General features: G+C 72.4%; 18 protein-coding genes and 1 pseudogene. 6 read left to right on the top strand and 13 right to left on the bottom strand.

The window, feature by feature from the left end; genetic code table 11:
- Window positions 1–228 precede the first annotated feature (228 nt).
- Complete coding sequence (locus ACGFYH_RS04245) at window positions 229–4812, top strand: FtsK/SpoIIIE domain-containing protein (protein WP_393801606.1); 4584 nt, start codon at window positions 229–231, stop codon at window positions 4810–4812.
- A 189-nt stretch (window positions 4813–5001) separates the two neighbouring features.
- On the opposite strand, the gene ACGFYH_RS04240 is transcribed toward ACGFYH_RS04245, so the two are convergent.
- A complete protein-coding gene (locus tag ACGFYH_RS04240) occupies window positions 5002–5517 on the bottom strand; it encodes a hypothetical protein (RefSeq protein WP_393801605.1) in 516 nt (171 codons plus the stop codon).
- Window position 5518: 1 nt separating this feature from the next.
- Here ACGFYH_RS04240 and ACGFYH_RS04235 point away from each other — a divergent pair, with 1 nt between their 5' ends.
- Window positions 5519–5989, top strand: coding sequence for a hypothetical protein (locus tag ACGFYH_RS04235; protein ID WP_393801604.1), 471 nt, complete (start codon window positions 5519–5521; stop codon window positions 5987–5989).
- 176 nt (window positions 5990–6165) lie between these two features.
- On the opposite strand, the gene ACGFYH_RS04230 is transcribed toward ACGFYH_RS04235, so the two are convergent.
- Window positions 6166–7014: a menaquinone biosynthetic enzyme MqnA/MqnD family protein gene (locus tag ACGFYH_RS04230; protein WP_393801603.1), complete on the bottom strand. Its 849-nt coding sequence runs from the start codon at window positions 7012–7014 to the stop codon at window positions 6166–6168.
- Window positions 7015–7305: 291 nt separating this feature from the next.
- Between ACGFYH_RS04230 and ACGFYH_RS04225 the strand changes: the two genes are divergently transcribed.
- Both ACGFYH_RS04225 and ACGFYH_RS04220 read left to right on the top strand, forming a co-directional pair.
- Entirely contained in the window at window positions 7306–7509 is a 204-nt protein-coding gene (locus tag ACGFYH_RS04225) for a cold-shock protein (protein WP_003974443.1), read from the top strand.
- Window positions 7510–7642: 133 nt separating this feature from the next.
- Complete coding sequence (locus ACGFYH_RS04220; RefSeq protein WP_393801602.1) at window positions 7643–8419, top strand: class I SAM-dependent DNA methyltransferase; 777 nt, start codon at window positions 7643–7645, stop codon at window positions 8417–8419.
- A gap of 11 nt (window positions 8420–8430) precedes the next feature.
- Here ACGFYH_RS04220 and ACGFYH_RS04215 read toward each other — a convergent pair whose 3' ends face one another.
- Both ACGFYH_RS04215 and ACGFYH_RS04210 read right to left on the bottom strand, forming a co-directional pair.
- Window positions 8431–10359, bottom strand: coding sequence for an AMP-dependent synthetase/ligase (locus tag ACGFYH_RS04215; protein WP_393801601.1), 1929 nt, complete (start codon window positions 10357–10359; stop codon window positions 8431–8433).
- A 224-nt stretch (window positions 10360–10583) separates the two neighbouring features.
- Entirely contained in the window at window positions 10584–11870 is a 1287-nt protein-coding gene (locus tag ACGFYH_RS04210; protein WP_393801600.1) for an acetyl-CoA C-acetyltransferase, read from the bottom strand.
- A 231-nt stretch (window positions 11871–12101) separates the two neighbouring features.
- Here ACGFYH_RS04210 and ACGFYH_RS04205 point away from each other — a divergent pair, with 231 nt between their 5' ends.
- Both ACGFYH_RS04205 and ACGFYH_RS04200 read left to right on the top strand, forming a co-directional pair.
- Window positions 12102–13394 (top strand): 3-oxoacyl-ACP reductase, encoded by a 1293-nt coding sequence (locus ACGFYH_RS04205; RefSeq protein ID WP_393801599.1) that lies wholly within the window; start codon window positions 12102–12104, stop codon window positions 13392–13394.
- Window positions 13394–14290, top strand: coding sequence for a MaoC family dehydratase (locus ACGFYH_RS04200; protein ID WP_393801598.1), 897 nt, complete (start codon window positions 13394–13396; stop codon window positions 14288–14290). The genes ACGFYH_RS04205 and ACGFYH_RS04200 overlap by 1 nt, the downstream gene beginning before the upstream one ends.
- On the opposite strand, the gene ACGFYH_RS04195 is transcribed toward ACGFYH_RS04200, so the two are convergent.
- The 9 genes and pseudogenes from ACGFYH_RS04195 to ACGFYH_RS04155 all read right to left on the bottom strand — a co-directional run bounded on the left by ACGFYH_RS04195 (window position 14275) and on the right by ACGFYH_RS04155 (window position 20643).
- Window positions 14275–14964, bottom strand: a complete 690-nt coding sequence (locus ACGFYH_RS04195; RefSeq protein ID WP_393801597.1) for a TetR/AcrR family transcriptional regulator — start codon at window positions 14962–14964, stop codon at window positions 14275–14277. The genes ACGFYH_RS04200 and ACGFYH_RS04195 overlap by 16 nt on opposite strands.
- 93 nt (window positions 14965–15057) lie before the next feature.
- Window positions 15058–16389, bottom strand: coding sequence for a dicarboxylate/amino acid:cation symporter (locus ACGFYH_RS04190; protein WP_393801596.1), 1332 nt, complete (start codon window positions 16387–16389; stop codon window positions 15058–15060).
- Window positions 16390–16464: 75 nt separating this feature from the next.
- Window positions 16465–16566, bottom strand: a complete 102-nt coding sequence (locus tag ACGFYH_RS04185; RefSeq protein ID WP_393801595.1) for a putative leader peptide — start codon at window positions 16564–16566, stop codon at window positions 16465–16467.
- 275 nt (window positions 16567–16841) lie between these two features.
- Window positions 16842–17141: a DUF4229 domain-containing protein gene (locus ACGFYH_RS04180; RefSeq protein ID WP_393801594.1), complete on the bottom strand. Its 300-nt coding sequence runs from the start codon at window positions 17139–17141 to the stop codon at window positions 16842–16844.
- A gap of 116 nt (window positions 17142–17257) precedes the next feature.
- The gene (locus tag ACGFYH_RS04175; protein WP_393801593.1) at window positions 17258–17782 is read right to left on the bottom strand and encodes a GNAT family N-acetyltransferase; all 525 of its coding nucleotides are present in this window, start codon (window positions 17780–17782) and stop codon (window positions 17258–17260) included.
- A gap of 9 nt (window positions 17783–17791) precedes the next feature.
- Window positions 17792–18126: pseudogene (locus ACGFYH_RS04170) on the bottom strand (uracil-DNA glycosylase family protein); the annotation flags it as partial.
- A 93-nt stretch (window positions 18127–18219) separates the two neighbouring features.
- On the bottom strand, window positions 18220–19383 hold the full coding sequence (mqnE, locus tag ACGFYH_RS04165) for an aminofutalosine synthase MqnE (protein ID WP_393801592.1): 1164 nt from the start codon (window positions 19381–19383) through the stop codon (window positions 18220–18222).
- Window positions 19384–19431: 48 nt separating this feature from the next.
- Window positions 19432–19887, bottom strand: coding sequence for an Lrp/AsnC family transcriptional regulator (locus tag ACGFYH_RS04160; protein ID WP_393801941.1), 456 nt, complete (start codon window positions 19885–19887; stop codon window positions 19432–19434).
- A gap of 99 nt (window positions 19888–19986) precedes the next feature.
- Window positions 19987–20643 (bottom strand): UbiX family flavin prenyltransferase, encoded by a 657-nt coding sequence (locus ACGFYH_RS04155; RefSeq protein WP_393801940.1) that lies wholly within the window; start codon window positions 20641–20643, stop codon window positions 19987–19989.
- Between the last annotated feature and the right edge of the window lie 31 nt (window positions 20644–20674).

Genomic DNA, 20674 nt, shown 5'->3' with positions numbered 1-20674 from the left:
TCGAACCGGCGCACCGGTCAGACCGGTCGCATGTCACGACCGGTGTGATCGTCCGCTCTTGATGCAGCAGCTTACGGGGGAGGCCACTGGTGTCACATCCCTGCGTTGCCTTCGGGAACGTCCGGTCACCTCCCTGTTGCCGGACCGCGACTCCCAGCGGATATCGTCGCCTGGACTGTGAGCCGTGGTGTGGAAGCGGCCGCGGGGGCTCGCCTGGGGAGGACAAGCGTGCGACTGACCCTGACCGTCGTCGACCCGTACGGCGGGGGCGCCGCCGACGTCGTACTCGACGCCGATCCCGAGTCCACCGTGGGGGACGTCGCCGGAGAGCTGGCCAGGCAGGTCGGTGTCGCGGGCGCGCAGGTCATTCCCATCGGTGCCGGTGGGCATCAGCGCCCGGGGGGCACCGGGAGCGCGCCGCTCGTCTACGTCGACGGGTACGCCGTCGACCCGTCCGCCACGGTCATCGGGTCGCCGTTGCGCGAGGGTGCGGTCGTCAGTCTTCAGGACCCGTCCGGGTGTCTGCCCGGAGAGCCCACCGGGCTCGTGGAGTTGCGGGTCGTCGGCGGACCGGGCGCCGGGTTCGTGCACCGGCTCGGCGTCGGGAAGTACGACATCGGCAGCGGGGCCGCGGCGTATGTCCGTATCGAGGATCCCGAAGTCGACGCGCGTGCCCTCACCCTCTCCGTCGCCACCGACGGCACCTGCAGGGTCGCCGTGCACGGTGACAAGGAGGGTGTCACCCTCGACGGCAAGCCCGTGAAGGACCGGGAGGGCGACGACTGGCCCCTCGGGGCGCAGATCGGGGTCGGGAACTCGCTCGTGGAGCTGGCCCGGTACTCGCCTCCCGACGCGGCCCTGAAGTGGTCCGAGGACGGCGTCGGGCTGGACTACAACCGGCCGCCGCGGCTGCGTCCGCCCGAGCGGCAGACCAGCTTCCGGCTGCCGTCGCCGCCTCGCGAGTACGAGGCCAGGCCGCTGCCCTGGCTGATGGCGCTGACGCCGCTCGTCGGCGCGGTCGTCGCAGTGGCGGTCTTCGGGCGCTGGTACTACCTGATCATGGCGGGACTCAGTCCGATCCTGCTCTTCGCCAACTACTTCAACGACAAGAAGCACGGGCGCAAGTCCCACGCCAAGCAGGTCAAGGAGTACGAGGAGCAGAAGAAGCGGATCGAGAAGGACGCGCGGGACGCGCTGGTCGCCGAGCGCGACGACCGGCGGCACGCCATACCCGACCCGGCGGTCGTCCTGTCCGTGGGGACCGGACCGCGCACACGGCTCTGGGAACGGCGGCGGACTGACCCTGATCACCTGCTGCTGCGCGTCGGCACCGGGCGGCTGCCGTCCGAGGTCGTGCTCGACGACCCCGAGCAGGACGACCACCGGCGGCAGGTCACCTGGAGGATCGAGGACGCTCCCGTCGCGCTGTCGCTGCGCGGCCTGGGGGTCGTCGGCATCGCGGGGCCCGGGGACTCCGCACGGTCACTGGGGCGCTGGGCCGTGGCGCAGACCGCCGCGCTGCACAGTCCCATGGACGTGCAGTTCTACGTGCTGAGCGAGAACTCCGCGCGGCCCGAGTGGGACTGGGTGCGCTGGCTGCCGCACTCCCGGCCCTCCGGCGGTCAGGACGTCAACGTCCTCATCGGCACCGACGCCGAGACCGTCGGCGCCCGCATCGGTGAGCTGACGCAGATCCTCGACGCCCGCAAGAAGGCCGCCGAGCAGAAGGGCAACAGCGCGCAGGGGTCCAGCTTCAGCGATCCGGACATCGTGGTGGTGTGGGACGGGTCGCGGCGGCTGCGGTCGTTGCCGGGTGTCGTACGGCTGCTGCGCGAGGGACCGGCCGTGTCGGTGTTCGCCGTCTGCCTCGACTCCGAGGAGCGGTTCCTGCCCGGCGAGTGCCAGGCCTTCGTCGTCGCCGAGCCCATGGCCGAGGAGTCCGGGCAGCGGGACGAACCGCGCCGGCAGTCGGCACAGCAGGTCGCGGGCGGGTTCCCGTCCTTCCAGGCGTGGCACACCAACGCCCCGGCCCAGCCCGAACAGCGGGCCCGCGCCGAGAAGTTGCGGCTGCGGGTCGAGGAGGCCGGGATCGAGCGGATCACGGACGTGCGGCCCGACTTCGTCACGCCCGCCTGGTGTCTGCGGCTGGCCCGTTCCCTGTCCGCGCTGCGCGACATCAGCGGCGAGAGCGAGGACTCCGCGCTGCCCGGTTCGAGCCGGCTCCTCGACGTGCTCCAGCTGGAGCCGCCGACGGCCGACGCGATCGGCGCACGGTGGCGGATGGGCGGCCAGTCGACGACGGCCGTCATCGGCGAGTCGTACGACGGCCCCTTCGGCATCGACATGCGCAAGGACGGGCCGCACGGCCTCATCGCCGGTACGACCGGCTCGGGCAAGTCCGAGCTGCTGCAGACCATCGTGGCGGCGCTGGCCGTGGCGAACACGCCCGAGAACATGACCTTCGTCCTCGTCGACTACAAGGGCGGGTCCGCGTTCAAGGACTGTGTCAAGCTGCCGCACACCGTCGGCATGGTCACCGACCTCGACGCGCACCTCGTCGAGCGGGCCCTGGAGTCGCTGGGTGCCGAGCTGAAGCGGCGCGAGCACATCCTCGCAGCCGCCGACGCCAAGGACATCGAGGACTATCAGGATCTGGTCAAGAGGGACCCCTCGCATGCTCCGGTGCCCCGGTTGCTCATCGTCATCGACGAGTTCGCCTCCATGGTGCGGGACCTGCCCGACTTCGTGACCGGCCTGGTCAACATCGCCCAGCGCGGGCGGTCCCTCGGCATCCACCTGCTGCTCGCCACGCAGCGGCCCAGCGGTGTCGTCTCGCCCGAGATCCGCGCCAACACCAACCTGCGGATCGCGCTGCGCGTGACCGACGGCGGCGAGTCGTCCGACGTCATCGACTCGCCCGAGGCCGGGCACATCTCCAAGAACACCCCGGGCCGCGCCTACGTCCGCCTCGGTCACTCCTCCCTCGTCCCCTTCCAGTCGGGGCGGGTCGGAGGCCGTCGGCCCGGCGCCGCCGACCCCGCGGCGCTCGCGCCCTGGGTGGGACCGCTGGGCTGGGAGGACCTGGGCCGGGCGGCGCTGACCAAGCCCAGGACGGAATCCCGCGAGGACGACGAGATCACCGACCTCAAGGTGCTGGTCGACGCCGTGCGCGACGCCAACCGGTCGATGGGCATCCCCGCCCAGCACAGCCCCTGGCTGCCGGCGCTGGACGAGACGCTGCTGCTGGACGAGATCGAGGCCCCGGTCCTCGCCGGTGCCGGGCCGGGCAAGCTGCCGCCCGCCCCCTACGGCATCGAGGACCTGCCCGCCGACCAGGCCCGCCGCCCGGTCGTCGTCGACTTCGCGAGCTTCGGCCACCTGATGATCGGCGGCGCCCCGCGCAGCGGCCGCTCCCAGGTGCTGCGCACCATCGCGGGCTCGCTGGCCCGCACCCACTCCACCGCCGACGTCCACCTGTACGGCATCGACTGCGGCAACGGCGCCCTCAACGCCCTGACCCGGCTGCCGCACTGCGGCGCGGTCGTCGGCCGCAACCAGACCGAACGGGTCGTACGGCTCGTCAACCGGCTCAAGAGCGAGCTGTCGCGTCGTCAGGACCTGCTGGCCGACGCGGGGTTCGCGGACATCGGTGAGCAGCGGGCCGCGGTGGCGGAGGACGAGCGGCTGCCGCACATCGTCGTGCTCCTCGACCGCTGGGAGGGCTGGGTCCCCACCCTCGGCGAGGTGGACCACGGTTCGCTGACCGAAGAGCTGCAGACGATGATGCGCGAGGGCGCCAGCGTCGGCATCCACCTGGTCCTGACGGGTGACCGCACGCTGCTCGTGGGCCGTATCTCGACCCTCACCGAGGACAAGTACGGCCTGCGCCTGGCCGATCGCAGCGACTTCGCCTCCCTCGGTATTCCGGCCCGCAAGGTGTCCGAGGAGATACCGCCGGGCCGCGCCTTCCGCAACGAGGCCGGTACGGAGACGCAGTTCGCACTGCTCTCCGAGGACACCACCGGGCAGGGCCAGGCGGCCGCGATCACGGCGATCGGCGAGGCCGCCGCGGCCCGTGACGCCGAAGTCCCCCGCGGACGGCGTCCGTTCCGCGTCGACAGCCTGCCCAGCCGGATCTCCTTCCCCGAGGCCTGGGAGCTGCGCGACCCGGAGGCGTCCCGCTCCAGGCTGTGGGCGCTGATCGGCATCGGCGGCGACGAGATCGTCGGCTTCGGGCCCGACCTCGCCGACGGCGTACCGTCCTTCGTCATCGCGGGGCCGGCCAAGTCGGGCCGGTCCACGGTGCTGATGAACGTCGCACAGTCACTCCTCGCCCAGGGCACCCGCCTGGTCGTCGCGGCGCCCCGCCCGTCGCCGCTGCGTCGGCTGGACGGCACGGAGGGCGTGCTGAGGGTCTTCACCGGGGACGACATCGACGAGGACGAGTTCGAGGAGCTGATCGACGGGGCGAGCCCGGAGGAACCCGTCGCCGTTCTCGTCGACGACGGCGAGATCCTGGAGGACTGCGACGCCGAGAGCCAGCTGAAGAAAATCGTCTCCCGGGGCGCCGAACGCGGCCTCGCCCTCGTCATCGCCGGTGACGAGGAGGACGTGTGCAGCGGCTTCTCCGGCTGGCAGGTCGACGCCAAGAAGGCCCGCCGCGGCATCCTGCTCTCTCCGCAGGAGTCCTCCAGCGGCGACCTCATCGGCCTGCGCGTCTCGCGCCAGATGGTCGGCGGCCAGGTCACGCCGGGCAAGGGCATGCTGCACCTCGGCGACGGGGAGCTGCGCACCGTCGTGGTCCCGGGCTGAGCCGACGGGTGGCGGACCGGCACGACCGCCGGGCGGTGGCTCGGCACGACCGACAGGGAGCGGCTCGGCACGGCGGATGGGCGGCGTACCGGCGAGCCCCGGCCGCCATGGCCGCCGCACTGGTCGTGCTGCTCGTGCGCGCCGGCATGCGCCACAGCACGCACGGCGAGTCCGCGTCCGCCGAATCCGCTACTGCTTGATGTTCGACAGCCGTGCCTCCGGCCGACCCGACTCCTCGCTCTCCGAGGCGTAGTCGAGGTCGTCGCCGACGGGAGTGAAGGTGACGGTGGTGGGTGCGGGGTTGCAGCCGTCGTGGTTGCCCTCGGCGCCGACGGACCCGGCGACGATCTGCTTCTCCGTCACCTTCCTGAGCATGATCACGTCGACGCAGACGCCGCCCAGCGGGTCGGTCTGGCGGAGACGGCCCGGTTCCTCCCCGGCGTCCACCTGCTCGATGGTGATGCGGAAGGTGCCCAGCGGAAGCTTGCCGTCCAAGGCGGTGACCTGTCCTTCCCAGGTGCCGACGTAGCGCTCGGGCAGGCTGCCGGAGGCGGAGGCGGAGGCGGACGGCGTGTGGGAGGTGGCGGCGTCGCTGCCGCCGGGAGTGTTCGCGCCCCTGCCCTCGCCGCCGCCCGGCCGCAGGTCCAGGACGAACACCGACCCGACCGTCACCGCCGCCAGGGCCCCCGCGACCGCCAGTGCCACGGTGCAGCTGAGCCGCCGGCCGCGTCCCCCGGCGCCCTGCGTCGAGGTCGCCGCGACGGAGAGCGCGAGCCTGCCGGGCGAGGGTGCGGCGCCCGGCCCGCCACCCGGCCCGGCGTCCCTCGGGCCGGGGACGGAGGCAGGGGCAGAGGCAGAGGCAGAGGCAGAGGCAGAGGCAGAGGCAGAGGCAGACCAGGGTGAGGGCGAGGACGGGGACGAGGACGGGGACGAGGGCGAGGGTGAGGACGAGGCGGATGACGGCATCACCGGTGGAGGCCCGAAGGAACCGGCCATCGGCGTCGCCCCGCACTCCCCTCCCGCCGCGGCGTCCGTTCCCGCCGCGACCGACGGCCGACTGAACCCCACCGGACCCGACCCCGACCGCGGACCCGACCCCGACCGCGGACCCGGCTCCGGCCCCGCGCCCTCTCCCGACCGCCCCGCCTCCGCCGCCCCGGCGCTGCGGCTCAGGTAGACCCGGCCCATGCCGCCCGAGCCCAGTCTGCCGAGCAGCCGGTAGGGCCCCACGACGGTGGGCTCGTCGACTTCGAGCGGCCGCATGGCGTCCACCCCTCCCCCGTGAGCCGATACCTGCCGGCAGGTATGTCGGCCGACCGCGCGCGGTCCCGGCGCGGACCGGGGCCCCGCGGCTCAGGGCTGGAGCAGCTCCACCTTCACGTCCGCCGGGAAGCCCGTGGTGGGGCCGACCCGGCGGGCGAACTCGCCGACCGCCTCAAGCTGCGGGGCGCCGAAGCGGAAGTCGAGGGTGGTGAAGTACCTGGCGAGGGTCTTCTCGTCGAAGGCCTCCCAGCGGGCCGCCTGCTCGGCGACCTTCTCCACCTCCTCAAGGGAGAGGTTGCGGGAGGCGAGGAAGGCCTCGTGCACCTTGCGGGTGATGAGCGGCTCGCGCTTCGCGTAGTCGCGCCTGGCCGCCCAGACCGCGAAGACGAACGGCAGGCCCGTCCACTCCTTCCACAGCGCGCCCAGGTCGTGCACCTCAAGGCCGAAGCGCGGACCGTCGATCATGTTGGCGCGCAGGGCGGCGTCGCCGATGAGGACGGCGGCGTCGGCCTCCTGCATCATCAGGCTCAGGTCCGGCGGGCAGGTGTAGTAGTCCGGCTGGACGCCGAAGCGCTCGGCGAGCAGCAGCTGGGCGAGCCGGACGGAGGTGCGCGAGGTGGAGCCGAGGGCGACGCGGGCGCCGTCCAGCCGCTCCAGCGGCACCTGCGAGACGATCACGCACGACATCACCGGGCCGTCGCAGCCGACGGCGATGTCGGGGAAGGCGACCAGGTCCTCGGCGTTCCTCAGGAATTCGACGAGGGTGACGGGACCGATGTCGAGATCGCCGCGCACCAGCTGCTCGCTGAGCTTCTCCGGGGTGTCCTTCGTCAGCTCGAAGTCGAGGAGCGTGCCTGTTCTCGCGAGCCCCCAGTACAGGGGCAGGCAGTTCAGGAACTGGATGTGGCCGACGCGCGGCCGGGTGCGAGAATTGTCCACATCGTGAGGCTAGCCCTCCCCCGGCGGCCGCCCGTTGCCGACCCCCGGCGTCGGCCGAACGGCGCAGGTGTTCAAACGTCCGGGTGAAGTGATCTTGACCTCTGTTGCGCTCGGGGGCCTGCGTGCTAGGCTCACAGCAAGTTGCAGTTTGGTTTCCCTTGCAGTACAGAGCCTGCGGAGCATGTGACCGCGGGCTCTCGTCGTTCTCAGACGTATGCAGTTGTGCAGCATTCAAGTCTTCACACTTGCTGGTTCTGGAGCAGGGCAACCCTTTGGGCCCAAGGAGGGCTTATGGCTACCGGAACCGTGAAGTGGTTCAACGCCGAAAAGGGCTTTGGTTTCATCGCCCAGGAAGGCGGCGGCCCGGACGTCTTCGTCCACTACTCCGCGATCAACGCTCAGGGATTCCGTTCCCTCGAGGAGAACCAGCAGGTGTCCTTCGACGTCACGCAGGGTCCGAAGGGCCCGCAGGCGGAGAATGTCACTCCTGTCTGATTGACAGCAGTACCCAAGGAGCCCCGCGCCGGTTTCGGCGACGGGGCTCCTGCCCTTTTCGTCCGGGTTTCCCGAATGCTCGGCGCGTTTCCCCTCCGGTCCGGCTGTCAGTGCCCGCCACTAGGGTCCCGCCATGACCGACGAGACCCGCACCACCGACCGCGCGACCGACCGCACCGCCGACCGCGCGACCGGCCACACGACCGGCGGTGCGGTCGACAGCACCGCCGACCGCCCCGCCGACCGCACGGTCGGCCACCCCGACGCCCGTCCCGGTCCCGCGTTCGTGGCCACCACCCGGGCCTTCTACGACGCCATCGCCGAGGACTACTCCGACCGCTTCCGCACGGTGCTCGACGACGCCCCGCTCGACCGGGCGCTGATGGCCGCCTTCGCCGAGCTGGTGGGACCGGAGGGGCGGGTGGCCGACCTCGGCTGCGGGCCCGGCCGGGTCACCGCGCACCTCGCCTCGCTGGGCCTGCGGGTCTTCGGCCTCGACCTGTCCGCCTCGATGCTCGCGGTCGCGCGCCGCGAGAACCCGCAACTGCGGTTCGAGCAGGGCTCCATGCTGGAGCTGGACCTGCCCGACGGCGCGCTCGCCGGGGCCGTCTCCTGGTACTCGTCGATCCACACGCCCTGGGAGCGGCTGCCGGACCTCTTCGGGGAGGTGTGGCGGGTGCTGGCCCCGGGTGGGCATCTGCTCCTCGGCTTCCAGGTCGGCGACGAGCCTCGCCGCCACGATCGCCCGTGGGGCCATCCGGTCGCGCTCGACTTCGAACGGCGGCGGCCTGAGCCGATGGCGGAGCTGCTGGAACGGGCCGGGTTCACGGTGCTGTCCCGGACGGTGCGGATCACCGAGGAGACCACCGTCGCCCAGGTCCCGCAGGCGTTCCTCATCGCCCGCCGCTGAGCACCCGCCCGCTACGTCTCGTACAGCCCCTCCACCGCCCCCGCGAAGTCCCGCGTGATCACCTCGCGCCGCAGCTTCATCGAGGGGGTCAGATGGCCCTCCCACTCGGTGAAGTCCCTGGGCAGGACGGCGAAGCGACGGATGGACTCGGGGCGGGAGACCAGCTTGTTGGCCTCGTCGACCGCGCGCTGGAGCACCGCGAGGACCTCCTCGTCGTCGGTCAGCAGCTCCGGCGGCACCGGGTGCTTGCCGTTCATCCGGCGCCAGTGGGTGACGCCGTCGGGGTCGAGGGTGAACAGGGCGGAGACGTAGGGGCGGCGGTCGCCGAGGACGATGCACTGGGAGATGAGGGGGTGGGAGCGCAGCCAGTTCTCCAGCGGGGCCGGGGCGACGCTCTTGCCGCCCGCGGTGATCAGCAGCTCCTTCTTGCGGCCGGTGATCGTCAGATAGCCCTCGTCGTCCAGGCTGCCGATGTCGCCGGTGGCGAACCAGCCGTCGGGGGCCGCCTGGACGACGCCGCCCGCCTGGGGGTCCCAGTAACCGTGCAGGACCTGGTCGCCGGCGACGAGGATCTCACCGTCGGCGGCGATCCGGACGCGGGTGCCGGGCAGCGGCCAGCCGACGGTGCCCAGGCGCGGCCTGAGCGGGGGTGTGACGGTGGCCGCGGCCGTGGTCTCGGTGAGGCCGTAGCCCTCGAAGATCTCGATGCCGGCGCCGGCGTAGAAGGCGGCCAGGCGGCGGCCCAGCGGCGAGCCGCCGCAGATGGCGTACCTGACCCGGCCGCCCATGGCGCTGCGGATCTTGCGGTAGACGAGGGGGTCGTAGAAGGAGCGGGCGGTCCTCAGACCGCGGCCGGGGCCGGCGCCCGTGCCGGTCTGGCGGGCCTCCCTGGCCTCTCCGTAGCGCACCGCCACCGAGACCGCGCGGTCGAAGACCGGGGCCCGGCCGCCGGACTCGGCCTTGGCGCGGGCGCTGTTGAAGACCTTCTCCAGCATGTACGGGATGGTCAGGAGGCAGGTCGGGCGGAAGGCGGCCAGGTCGGGCAGCAGGTCTTGCGGCTTCAGGCTCGGGGCGTGGCCCAGGCGGACCCGGGCGCGGACGCAGGCCACGGCGACCATGCGGCCGAAGACGTGGGACATCGGGAGGAAGAGCAGGATCGAGGGCTCCTCGCCGGTCTCCGCCTTGAAGACGGGGTAGAGCAGCTCGATCGCGTTGTCGACCTCGGCGAAGAAGTTGCCGTGGGTCAGCACGCAGCCCTTGGGGCGGCCGGTCGTTCCCGAGGTGTAGATCAGGGTGGCGAGGGTGCCAGGGCCGAGCATGCCGCGGCGCACCTCCACCTCCGCGTCGGGCAGCCGCGCGCCCAGCTCGGCCAGCCGCTCCACGTGCCCCTTCTCCATGACCCACACATGCTTGAGGTCGGGGACGCGGTCCAGCTCGGGGCCGAGGGCCGCGGCCTGCGCGGTGGTCTCGGTGACCAGGGTGACCGCGCCGGAGTCCTGGAGGATCCAGCGGGTCTGGAAGAGGGAGGAGGTGGGGTAGACCGGGACGGTGACCAGTCCGGCCGCCCACGCGGCGAAGTCGAGCAGCGTCCACTCGTACGTCGTCCGCGCCATGATCGCGATGCGGTCGCCCGGCATCAGACCCTCCGCGATCATGCCCTTGGCGACCGCCAGCACCTGCTCGGCGAACTCGCCCGCCGTCACCTCGGACCAGTCCCCGTCCGGGGAGCGGCGGCTGAGGACCACCTGCCCCGGGACCGCCGCCGCGTTGTCGAAGGGCAGGTCGGCGAGGGAGCCGCGGCGCACCGGCGGCGCGAACGGCGGTACGTACGCCTCCCGTACGGCCCCGTCCAGCCGCCGCGTCTCGGGTGCCACCAGAGTGGGGCCCGGCGAGTCGGCGTAGGCGGCGGAAGCGGCGAAGGAGGGAAGCGGGGTGGACACGGGCGGCTCCTGGGACGTGCGGCAAAGACACTGCTTCTGCTGTCGCTGCTCTGCTGCATGACGTACGTGCCTCGCACGCCGAGGCGTTCACCACCGGGTCCCGCGGACATGGGTTACCGGCGGTCAGTCCCGGGATCGTACGGGGCTCGCGTGGGGAGTTGGTGCGTGTTCGGGGATGGTCCCGCGCCGGGCGTGTGCAGTCCTGGGGGATACCTGAGGGTAGGTCACGTTCGTTCCAGAATGGCCGTGACGCCCTGACCGCCCGCCGCGCAGACGGAGATCAGTCCGCGCCCCGGCCCCTCCCGCTCGGCGAGCAGGGTGGCCAGCGTGGCCACGATCCGGGCGCCGGTCGCGGCGAAGGGGTGGCCGGTGGCGAGGGAGGAGCCGGCCACGTTCAGGCGGGCCCGGTCCACCGGGGCCAGGCCCCGCTTCTCCCAGGCCGCCAGCGTGGCCAGCACCTGGGACGCGAACGCCTCGTGGATCTCGACGAGGTCGAAGTCCCCGATGCCGAGCCCGGCCCGCTCCAGCATGCGCGGAACCGCGTGCGCCGGGGCCATCAGCAGCCCGTCCTCGCCGCCCGCGACGTCACCGCCGGCGAAGTCCACGGCCGCCGTCTCGTACGCCGTCAGGTAGGCGAGCGGCTCCAGTCCCCTGGCCCCGGCCCACTCCTCGCTCGCGAGCAGCACCGTCGCCGCGCCGTCCGTCAGGGGCGTGGAGTTGCCCGCCGTCATGGTGGGGTCCGGGGCGTCGAGCCCGAACACCGGCTTCAGCGCGGCCAGTTTCTCCACCGTGGAGCCGGGGCGGAGGTTCTGGTCGCGGGCCAGGCCACGGAAGGGGACCACCAGGTCCTTGAAGAGGCCGCGTTCGTACGCCGCCGCCAGCCGCTGGTGGCTCGTGGCGGCCAGCGCGTCCTGCTCGGCGCGGCCGATGCCCCAGGCGCGGGCGGTGACCGCGGCGTGCTCGCCCATCGACAGGCCGGTGCGCGGCTCGGCGTTGCGCGGAATGTCGGGGACCAGGTGCCCCGGGCGGATCCTGGCCAGGGCCTTCAGTCTGCCGCCGGTGGACTTCGCCCGGCGGGCCTCCAACAGGATGCGGCGCAGGCGGTCGTTGACGCCGAGCGGCGCGTCGCTCGCCGTGTCGGCGCCGCCCGCGACCGCCGACTCGGTCTGGCCGAGGGCGATCTTGTTGGCGGCGGCGATCACGGCCTGCAGGCCGGTCCCGCAGGCCTGCTGGACGTCGTACGCGGGTGTGCGCGGGTCGAGTGCCGAGCCGAGGACGGTCTCGCGGGCCAGGTTGAAGTCGCGGCTGTGCTTGAGGACCGCGCCGGCCACGAACTCGCCGACCGCGCCGGGCTCCCGGAGACCGTGCCGCTCGACCAGTGCGTCGAGGGCCGCGGTGAGCATCTCCTGGTTGGAGGCGGTGGCGTACGGCCCGTCGGAGCGGGCGAACGGGACGCGCGTGCCGCCGAGGACCGCGACGCGGCGCGTGGGCTGCGGTGCCAGAGGACTCATCTCGACCTGCTCCTCACCCGTGACATAGGCTTACCTCCGGTAACCTTACTTCAGAGTAAGCACTTGTGGCACAACAGCTCGGGGACACGACAGCTCGTGGACACAAACCGCTCGCGGGCAGGACAGCTCGTGGACACAAACCGCTCGCGGGCAGGACAGCTCGTGGACACGACAGCTCGCGGGCACGGCAGACGACCCGCAGACACGTCAGCGCCATTGGGGAGACAGGACATGGCCGACCGCTATCTCAGCTTCACCGGCACCGCACCCGGCCGTTTCCTCACCCGCCGGCTGGGGCTGCCGCAGCCCGCGGAACTCCGGCGCGACGCACTCGACGGCGGCCTGCTGCACCTCACGGCCGGCAAGACGGACCTCGGCCTCGACCCCGTTCTGGCCCGCGCGGGCCTGGCCCCGGACGAGGACGGCCGCCCCGCCGCCGTCGTCCTCGACGCCACCGGGGTACGGGACATCGACTCGCTCGCCGAGGTGCACGCCGCGCTGCACCCCGTCGTACGGTCCGTCACCGCGAGCGGCCGCGTGGTGGTGCTCGGCGCCCCGCTCGACCCGGACGACCACCACCAGGCCGCCGTCCAGCAGGCGTTGGAGGGGTTCACCCGCTCGCTGGGCAAGGAGATCGGACGGGGCAGGACGGTCAACCTCGTACGGCTCACCGACGCGACCGCCGCCGAGTCCACCCTGCGCTTCCTCCTCTCCCCCGCCTCCGCCTACGTCAGCGGCCAGGTGATCGAGGTCGGGGCGCCGGACGGGGGCCGCGTCCCCGACGACTGGACGCTGCCGCTCGCCGGGCGCACCGCCCTGGTCACCGGGGCCGCGCGGGGCATCGGCGCGGCGGTCGCCGAGACGCTGGCCGGGCAGGGGGCCCAGGTCGTCGTCCTCGACGTGCCGCAGGCCGAGGACGAGGCGCGCCGGGCCGCCGAACGCCTCGGCGGCACCGCCCTCGCGCTCGACGTCACGGCCGCGGACGCGGGCGAGCGCATCGCCGCCGCCCTGCCCGGCGGACTCGACGTACTGATCCACAACGCCGGCGTCACCCGCGACCGGCGTCTGGTCAACATGCCCGCCGAGCGCTGGAGTTCCGTCCTCGACGTCAATCTCGCGAGCGTCCTGCGGACCACGGACGCGCTGCTCGCGGCGGGGGCGGTCAACCGGGGCGGCAGGATCGTGGCGACTGCCTCGATCGCCGGGCTCGCGGGCAACGCGGGCCAGACCAACTACGGCGCGAGCAAGGCGGGGATCGTCGGCCTGGTCCGCTCCCTCGCGCCGCGCGCGCTCGCCGGGCACGGGGTGACGGTGAACGCGGTGGCGCCCGGGTTCATCGAGACGAGGATGACGGCGGCGGTCCCGCTCTTCCTCCGCGAGGCAGGCCGGCGCATGAACTCCCTCGCGCAGGGCGGCCTGCCCGCCGACGTCGCCGAGACCACCGCCTGGCTCGCGCACCCGGCCTCCGGCGCGGTCAACGGCCAGGTCGTACGGGTCTGCGGCCAGAGCCTGCTGGGGGCCTGATGACCACCGCGACCCCCTCCACCCCGCCCACCCCGCCCTCCCCCGCGACCACCACGCTGTCCGGCGTCCCCGCCCTCGCGCCGCTCCTCGCCCGCGGCGCCCTGCTGTCGCCCCTGAAGCGCCCCCGCCCCGACGCGGACTTCCCCCGCACCCGGCTGGTACTGGCCGGCCTGCGCGTGGACCTCGCGCGGCTGGCGGCGTACGAGCGGGCGTGCGGGTTCCCGACCGGCGCGGACGCGCTGCCGCTGACGTATCCGCACGTGCTGGGATTCCCGATGGCCATGCGCCTGATGAGCGGCCGGGGCTTCCCGCTGCCCCTGCTCGGGCTCGTCCACACGTCGATCGGCGTCACCCGGCGGGCCGTCATGCCCACGACCGCCGCCTACGAACTCACCGTGTACGTCCGGGGGCTGGCCCCGCACCGGCGCGGCACCGAGGCGTCGGTGGTGACCGAGGCGCGGACCGGCGGAAGCCTCGTGTGGGAGTCCCGCAGCACGTACCTGGCCCGGCACCGCGCCACCGCCCGGCCTGCCGACGGCGCCCCCTCCGAAGACCCCGGGCCCCTCCCCGCCACCGCCGAGTGGCGCCTCGCCGGTGACGTCGGACGCCGCTACGCCGCGACCTCCGGGGACCGCAACCCGATCCACCTGCACCCGCTCACCGCCCGCCTCTTCGGCTTCCCGCGGGCCGTCGCGCACGGCATGTGGACCGTGGCGCGGTGTCTCGCCGAGCACGGGACGCCGGACGCGGCCGTGCTGCGGGCGGATTTCCGGGCCCCGGTACTGCTGCCCGGGACGGTGACGTACGGGGCGGCGGGCGGGCGGTTCGAGCTGCGCGGCGGTGCGCGGCGGCGGCTGCACCTGTCCGGCGAGGTCGGGCCCTACCCCGCGCCCTGAGCCACCTGCGCGGGCCCGGCGGCCGGGTCGGCGTCCTCCGGCGGTGACCACGGCCGCCCCGTCATCAGGTCGCCGAGGCCGGCCCAGGCGAAGTTCATCAGCGTCGCCGCCGCCTGCTTCGCGGTGACGCCCTCGGTGGCGCCCGCCCAGTCGGCGAGCGACTCGGCGGCGCCGACCAGCGCCTCGGCCAGCCCGGCGACCTCGCCCTCGGGCAGATGCGGGTCCCGGTGCGCGTCCCGCGCCGCGGCGGCGATCAGCTGCGTCACGAACGCCACGATCTCCTCGCGCATCGCCGCCACCTCGGCCGCGAACCGCTCGCCGTGCGTACGGGCGTGCACGTGCAGCACCCGCCAGGCGTCCGGATGCCGCGCGGTGTGACTGAAGAACGCCCGCAGCCCCGACCAGAGTTGCCCGTCGGCGGACAGCCCCGGACGCACGCCGGCCCGCACCGCCTCGGTGAGGGCGCGGGCCTCGCGCCGGACGCAGGCGCTGAAGAGATCGTCCTTCGAGTTGAGGTACAGGTACACCAGCGGCTTGGACACGCCCGCCAGTTCGGCGATCTCGTCCATCGACGCCGCCATGTACCCGCGCTGCCCGAAGATGCGCACGGCGGCGTCCAGCATCTGCTGCTCACGGACCGCACGCGGCATCCGCTTGGTCTTCCCGGCACCCATGCGAATCAGCGTACGGTCCGTGGCCCGTGATCAGGACGTCAGCGCAGCGCCGGACGTCCTGGAGACGGCGCCCAGGCGGCGCCCAGGCGGCGCTCAGGCGGCGACCGGGACCGGCTGGGACGCCTGGTCGTCGCGCTCCGGCTCGTCGATCGGCGAGGCGTGTGCCTCGTCGTACGCCTTGCGGTCGAGCAGTCCCTCGCGGGCGGAGACGATCACCGGGACGAGAGCCTGGCCTGCGACATTCGTCGCGGTCCGCATCATGTCCAGGATCGGGTCGATCGCGAGGAGGAGGCCGACGCCCTCCATCGGCAGGCCCAGGGTGGACAGGGTCAGGGTGAGCATGACCGTGGCGCCGGTGAGGCCGGCCGTGGCGGCGGAGCCGACCACCGAGACGAAGGCGATCAGCAGGTAGTCGCCGATGCCGAGCTGGATGTCGAAGATCTGCGCGACGAAGATCGCGGCGATCGCCGGGTAGATCGCGGCGCAGCCGTCCATCTTGGTCGTCGCGCCGAACGGCACGGCGAAGGACGCGTACTCCTTCGGGACGCCGAGGCGCTCGGTGACCTTCTGGGTCAGCGGCATGGTGCCGACGGAGGAGCGGGAGACGAAGGCCAGCTGGATGGCGGGCCAGGCGCCCTTGAAGAACTGCAGCGGGCCGGCCTTGGCGACGGTGGCGAGCAGCGTCGGATAGACCACGAACATCACCAGGGCGCAGCCGACGTAGATGTCGGCGGTGAAGGTGGCGTACTTGCCGATGAGGTCCCAGCCGTAGGTGGCGATGGCCTTGCCGATGAGGCCGACGGTGCCGAGCGGGGCCAGGCGGATGACCCACCACAGGGCCTTCTGGAGGAGTTCGAGGACGGACTCGCTCAGGTTCAGGATCGGCTGGGCCCGCTCGCCGAGCTTGAGGGCGGCGATACCGGCGACGGCGGCCATGAAGACGATCTGGAGGACGTTCAGCTCGGTGAACGGCGTGATGACGTCGGTCGGCACGATGCCGGTCAGGAAGTCGATCCAGGAACCGGTGTGCTCGGGCTTGGCGCCGTCGGCCGGGGTCAGGCCGGTGCCGGCACCGGGGTTGGTGAGCAGGCCGATGGCGAGGCCGATGGCCACCGCGATCAGCGACGTGATCATGAACCAGAGGAGGGTGCGGGTCGCCAGGCGGGCCGCGTTGTTGACCTTCCTCAGGTTGGTGATCGAGACGAGGATCGCGAAGAAGACGAGCGGCGCGACGGCCAGCTTCAGCAGGCCGATGAAGGTGTCACCGACCTTCTCCAGGGTGGTGACCAGCCAGGATACGTCCTGACTGCGGGCCAGCCAGCCCAGCAGGACACCGAGGACGAGGCCGGCGAGTATCTGGGCCCAGAAGGGCGCCTTGAGGTACTTCCTGACGGAAGACGCTGAGGACTCTGAGGACACGGACATGCTCCGTAGGGGGACGGGACGCGGGAAGGGACGCGCTGAGCTGACGTGGGAACGACCGGGTGAGGGGGGGGGACGTCAGGGGCGACAGTTCGCGGAGGCGCACCGGCAGAGGTCCACGTGCAGGCGCGCCACGAGCGCGAGGCGCTGTGGTGGGGTGGGCGCGGCTGCTTGCTTCATGCACACGACTTTAACACCCATGCTTTGAGGCTCTCAAAGCCATACTTTGAGAGGCGGGAGCGCGCTACCGCCCACATAACGCAAAGCGCCCCGGTTTCCGGTGATTTCGGAAGCCGGGGCGTGCGGGTATGTGACGGACGCGACGAGGTCGGTCCTGACGAGGTCTGACGTGACGAGGTCCGGCCTGACGAGGTCCGGTGTTACACGGCCCGGTGTCACACGGTCCGGCGTTACAAGGCCCGGCGTTACAAGGCCCGGTGTTGCGAGGTCCGGTGTTACGAGGCCCGGCCCTGCGCACGCGCCGCGTCGTCGGCGGTGTCCTCCTGGCCGCGGTTGGCCTCCAGGTCGGCCTTCATGCGGTCCACGCGGCCCACGACCTGCTCGGAGGCCCGGTCCCGCTCCTTGCGCAGCGCGACGTAGCTGATGGGGGCGGAGATCAGCAGGGAGAGCAGGACGATCCACATGCCGTTGGAGTCGCCGAGGCCGCGCGGGAACACTCCGGCGTAGACGAGCCCCCAGACGGCCACGAGGCAGCCTGCGAAGATCCCGAGGCGCATCAGTGTGTAGCGGAGCATCTCAATTCACTCTTCCGTTTCTGGCACAAAGAGGCACTGCCCAGTGAAACACGGCAGCCCGCCGGGCTCGCAGGGGGGTCGCGTCCCGCGGCGGGCCGGTTCGCGGCCCCGGTGCGTCAGCCCAGCGGCAGCAGCATGAAGACGTCGTCCCGGTCGTCGCCCGGGGCGACCCGGATCGCGCCGGGCACCCGGCCGACCTCCTTGTAGCCGCAGGACTCGTAGAACCGCTCGAGACCGAGCCCGCCCCGGCAGGTGAGCCGGACCGCCTCGATGCCGTCGCACGCGCGGGCGGCGTCCGCGGCGGCGGCCATCAGGTCCCGCCCGTAGCCCCGGCCCTGGTGGCGCGGGTGGACCATGACCGTGTAGAGCCACAGCCAGTGCTTCATCAGCCGGTGCGCGTTGCGGGCGAGGAAGGCGGTGGCGGCCACCCGTCCCGCCGCGTCGTGGCCGACGAGCAGGCGGGTACGGCCCTCGGCCATGCCCGCCAGGTGCTTGAGCAGCTCGGGCCGGACGTCCTCCCGCGTCACCGGCGGCACGAAGCCCACGGAGCCGCCCGCGTTGGAGACGTCGGTCCACAGGTCGAGCACGCCGTCGCGGAGGTCGGGGGTGACGGCAGGATCGAAAGTGAAAGTAAGGGACACGGACCCATGCTAACCATTACGGGACGGTCCGAGTGCCCGTGCGGCCGCCTTCAGGTCCGAGACCAGTCCCCGGCAGGCCGCGTCCCGGTCCCCGGCCCGCAGCACCGCCGACGGGTGCACGGTCGGCAACAGCCGCTCCGGGCGCCCGTGCGCCTCCTCCTCCAGCAGCGTGCCGCGCACCCGGGTGACCCGGAACGACGATCCGAGCAGCGCCTTGCCCGCGGTGGCGCCCAGCACCACGATCAGCTCGGGCTCCACGCGGGCCGGCTCCGCGGCCGCCAGGGGCCGCAGACGGTCGTCTCGCGCAGGGTGGGCGCCTTGTGGATACGGCGCTTGCGGGGCTCGGTCGAGGGGCGCGGGTCTTTATCGACCCGGCGGCTCCGTCCCATGGGCGCGACCAACGGCGGGTCACCCGCGCCCGAGGGGCGACCCGGGACTCAGACCCGCATCGGCTGCGGCGACTCCCGGCGCGCCGGGTCGGGCCCCTCGTGCTCCCGGAGGATCTCGTACCGCGTGTTCCGCTCGACCGGCCGGAAACCCGCGTCGCGGATCAGGTCCAGCAGGTCCTCACGGGTCAGCTTGCTCGGCGTGCCGAAGTCGTCCGCGTCGTGCGTGATCTTGTACTCGACGACCGAACCGTCCATGTCGTCGGCGCCGTGCTGCAGGGCCAGCTGGGCCGTCTGGACGCCGTGCATGACCCAGAAGACCTTGACGTGCGGGACGTTGTCGAACAGCAGCCGCGACACCGCGAAGGTCTTGAGTGCCTCCGCGCCGGTCGCCATCCGCGTCCGCGCCTGGAGCCGGTTGCGGACCTTGCCGTCCTTCATGTCCACGAAGTCGTGCTGGTAGCGCAGCGGGATGAAGACCTGGAAGCCGCCCGTCTCGTCCTGGAGTTCACGCAGGCGCAGCACATGGTCCACGCGGTGGCGCGGCTCCTCGATGTGGCCGTACAGCATCGTGCACGGGGTCTTCAGACCCTTCTCGTGCGCCAGGCGGTGGATGCGGGACCAGTCCTCCCAGTGGGTGCGGTGGTCGACGATGTGCTGCCGCACCTCCCAGTCGAAGATCTCCGCGCCGCCGCCGGTCAGGGACTCCAGACCCGCGTCGATCAGCTCGTCCAGGATGTCGCTCGCGCTCATCCCGGAGATCGTCTCGAAGTGGTGGATCTCGGTGGCCGTGAACGCCTTGAGCGACACCTCGGGCAGCGCGGCCTTCAGTTCCCTGAGCGAGCGCGGGTAGTAGCGCCACGGCAGGTTGGGGTGCAGGCCGTTGACGATGTGCAGCTCGGTGAGGTTCTCGCCCTCCATCGCCCTGGCGAGCTTCACCGCCTCCTCGATGCGCATCGTGTACGCGTCCTTCTCCCCCGGCTTGCGCTGGAAGGAGCAGTACGCGCAGGAGGCGGTGCACACGTTGGTCATGTTGAGGTGGCGGTTGACGTTGAAGTGGACGACGTCGCCGTTCTTCCGCGTCCGCACCTCGTGCGCGAGGCCGCCGAGCCAGGCGAGATCGTCCGACTCGTACAGCGCGATGCCGTCCTCGCGGGTCAGCCGCTCACCGGAGCGGACCTTCTCCTCCAGCTCGCGCTTGAGCCCGGCGTCCATGCGATACCTCTTTCTGAGACAGACTCGGTACACCGTACGCCGCAGGTGCTAGCCCTCTTCGGGCAGCTCGCCCACCCGGTTCTCCCACTTGGTGGAGAGCACGATGGTGGTACGGGTCCTGGAGACGCCCTTCGTGCCCGACAGCCGCCGGATGATGCTCTCCAGGCCGTCCACGTCGGCGGCACGGACCTTGAGCATGTAGGAGTCGTCGCCGGCGATGAACCAGCAGTCCTCGATCTCCCGCAGGTCCCGCAGCCGCTGCGCGACGTCCTCGTGGTCGGCGGCGTCGGAGAGCGAGACGCCGACCAGGGCGGTGACGCCGAGGCCGAGCGAGGCGGCGTCGACGGTGGCCCGGTAACCGGTGATGACGCCGGCCGCCTCCAGCCGGTTGATGCGGTCGGTGACGCTGGGCCCCGAGAGCCCGACCAGGCGTCCCAGCTCCGCGTAGGAGGCCCGGCCGTTCTCTCTCAGGGCCTGGATGAGCTGCCTGTCCACCGCGTCCATGCGATCGAAGCCTTCCACTGAGGAGTTCTGAGGATGTGGGGTAACAAACGTGTGGGGGGAGGTCCGGGAGTACCGCTCGGGTACCGCTCCCGTGGTTGCTCAGCCGGTGGGGCGTGCCCCGCCGAGGTCGCCGCGCCAGCGGCGGTACAGATCGTGCCCGACACCCGCCGCGTCGAGGACGCGTCCGGCGACGAAGTCCACCAGGTCCTGGATGTGCGTCGCCCCCGCGTAGAAGGCCGGGGAGGCGGGCACCACACTCGCCCCCGCGTCGTCCAGGGCCACCAGGTGGCGCAGGGTCCGGCCGTCCAGCGGGGTCTCCCGCACGGCCACGACCAGCCTGCGCCGCTCCTTCAGGGTCACGCTCGCCGACCGCTGGAGCAGGTCCTTCGACAGCCCGAGCGCGACGCCCGCGACGCAGGCCGTCGACGCGGGCACGATCAGCATGCCCTTCGTCGGGTACGACCCCGAGGACGGCCCGGCCGCGAGGTCGCCCGCGCTCCAGTGCCGTACCCGGTCCCCGGCGAGGTCGACGTCGAAGGTGCCGGGCTTGCCGTCGGCTCCGCTGGCCAGCCATTCGCGCAGGTCGTGGCGCCAGTGGGCGTCGCGGAAGGAGATGCCGGTCTCGTCGAGCAGGGTGAGCCGCGAGGCCCGGCTGACCACCAGGTCCACGCTCTCGCCGACGGCGAGCAACGCGCGCAGCACGGCGGCGGCGTACGGGGTACCGGATGCTCCGGACACCCCCACGATCCAAGGCACGCGCTGCGTCTGTCCTGGCTTCATGATGTCG

Source organism: Streptomyces sp. NPDC048392, from assembly GCF_043200575.1.
Taxonomy (GTDB): domain Bacteria; phylum Actinomycetota; class Actinomycetes; order Streptomycetales; family Streptomycetaceae; genus Streptomyces.
The sequence above is the reverse complement of the archived record's forward strand: the minus strand, read 5'-3'. Positions and strand labels throughout refer to the sequence as shown.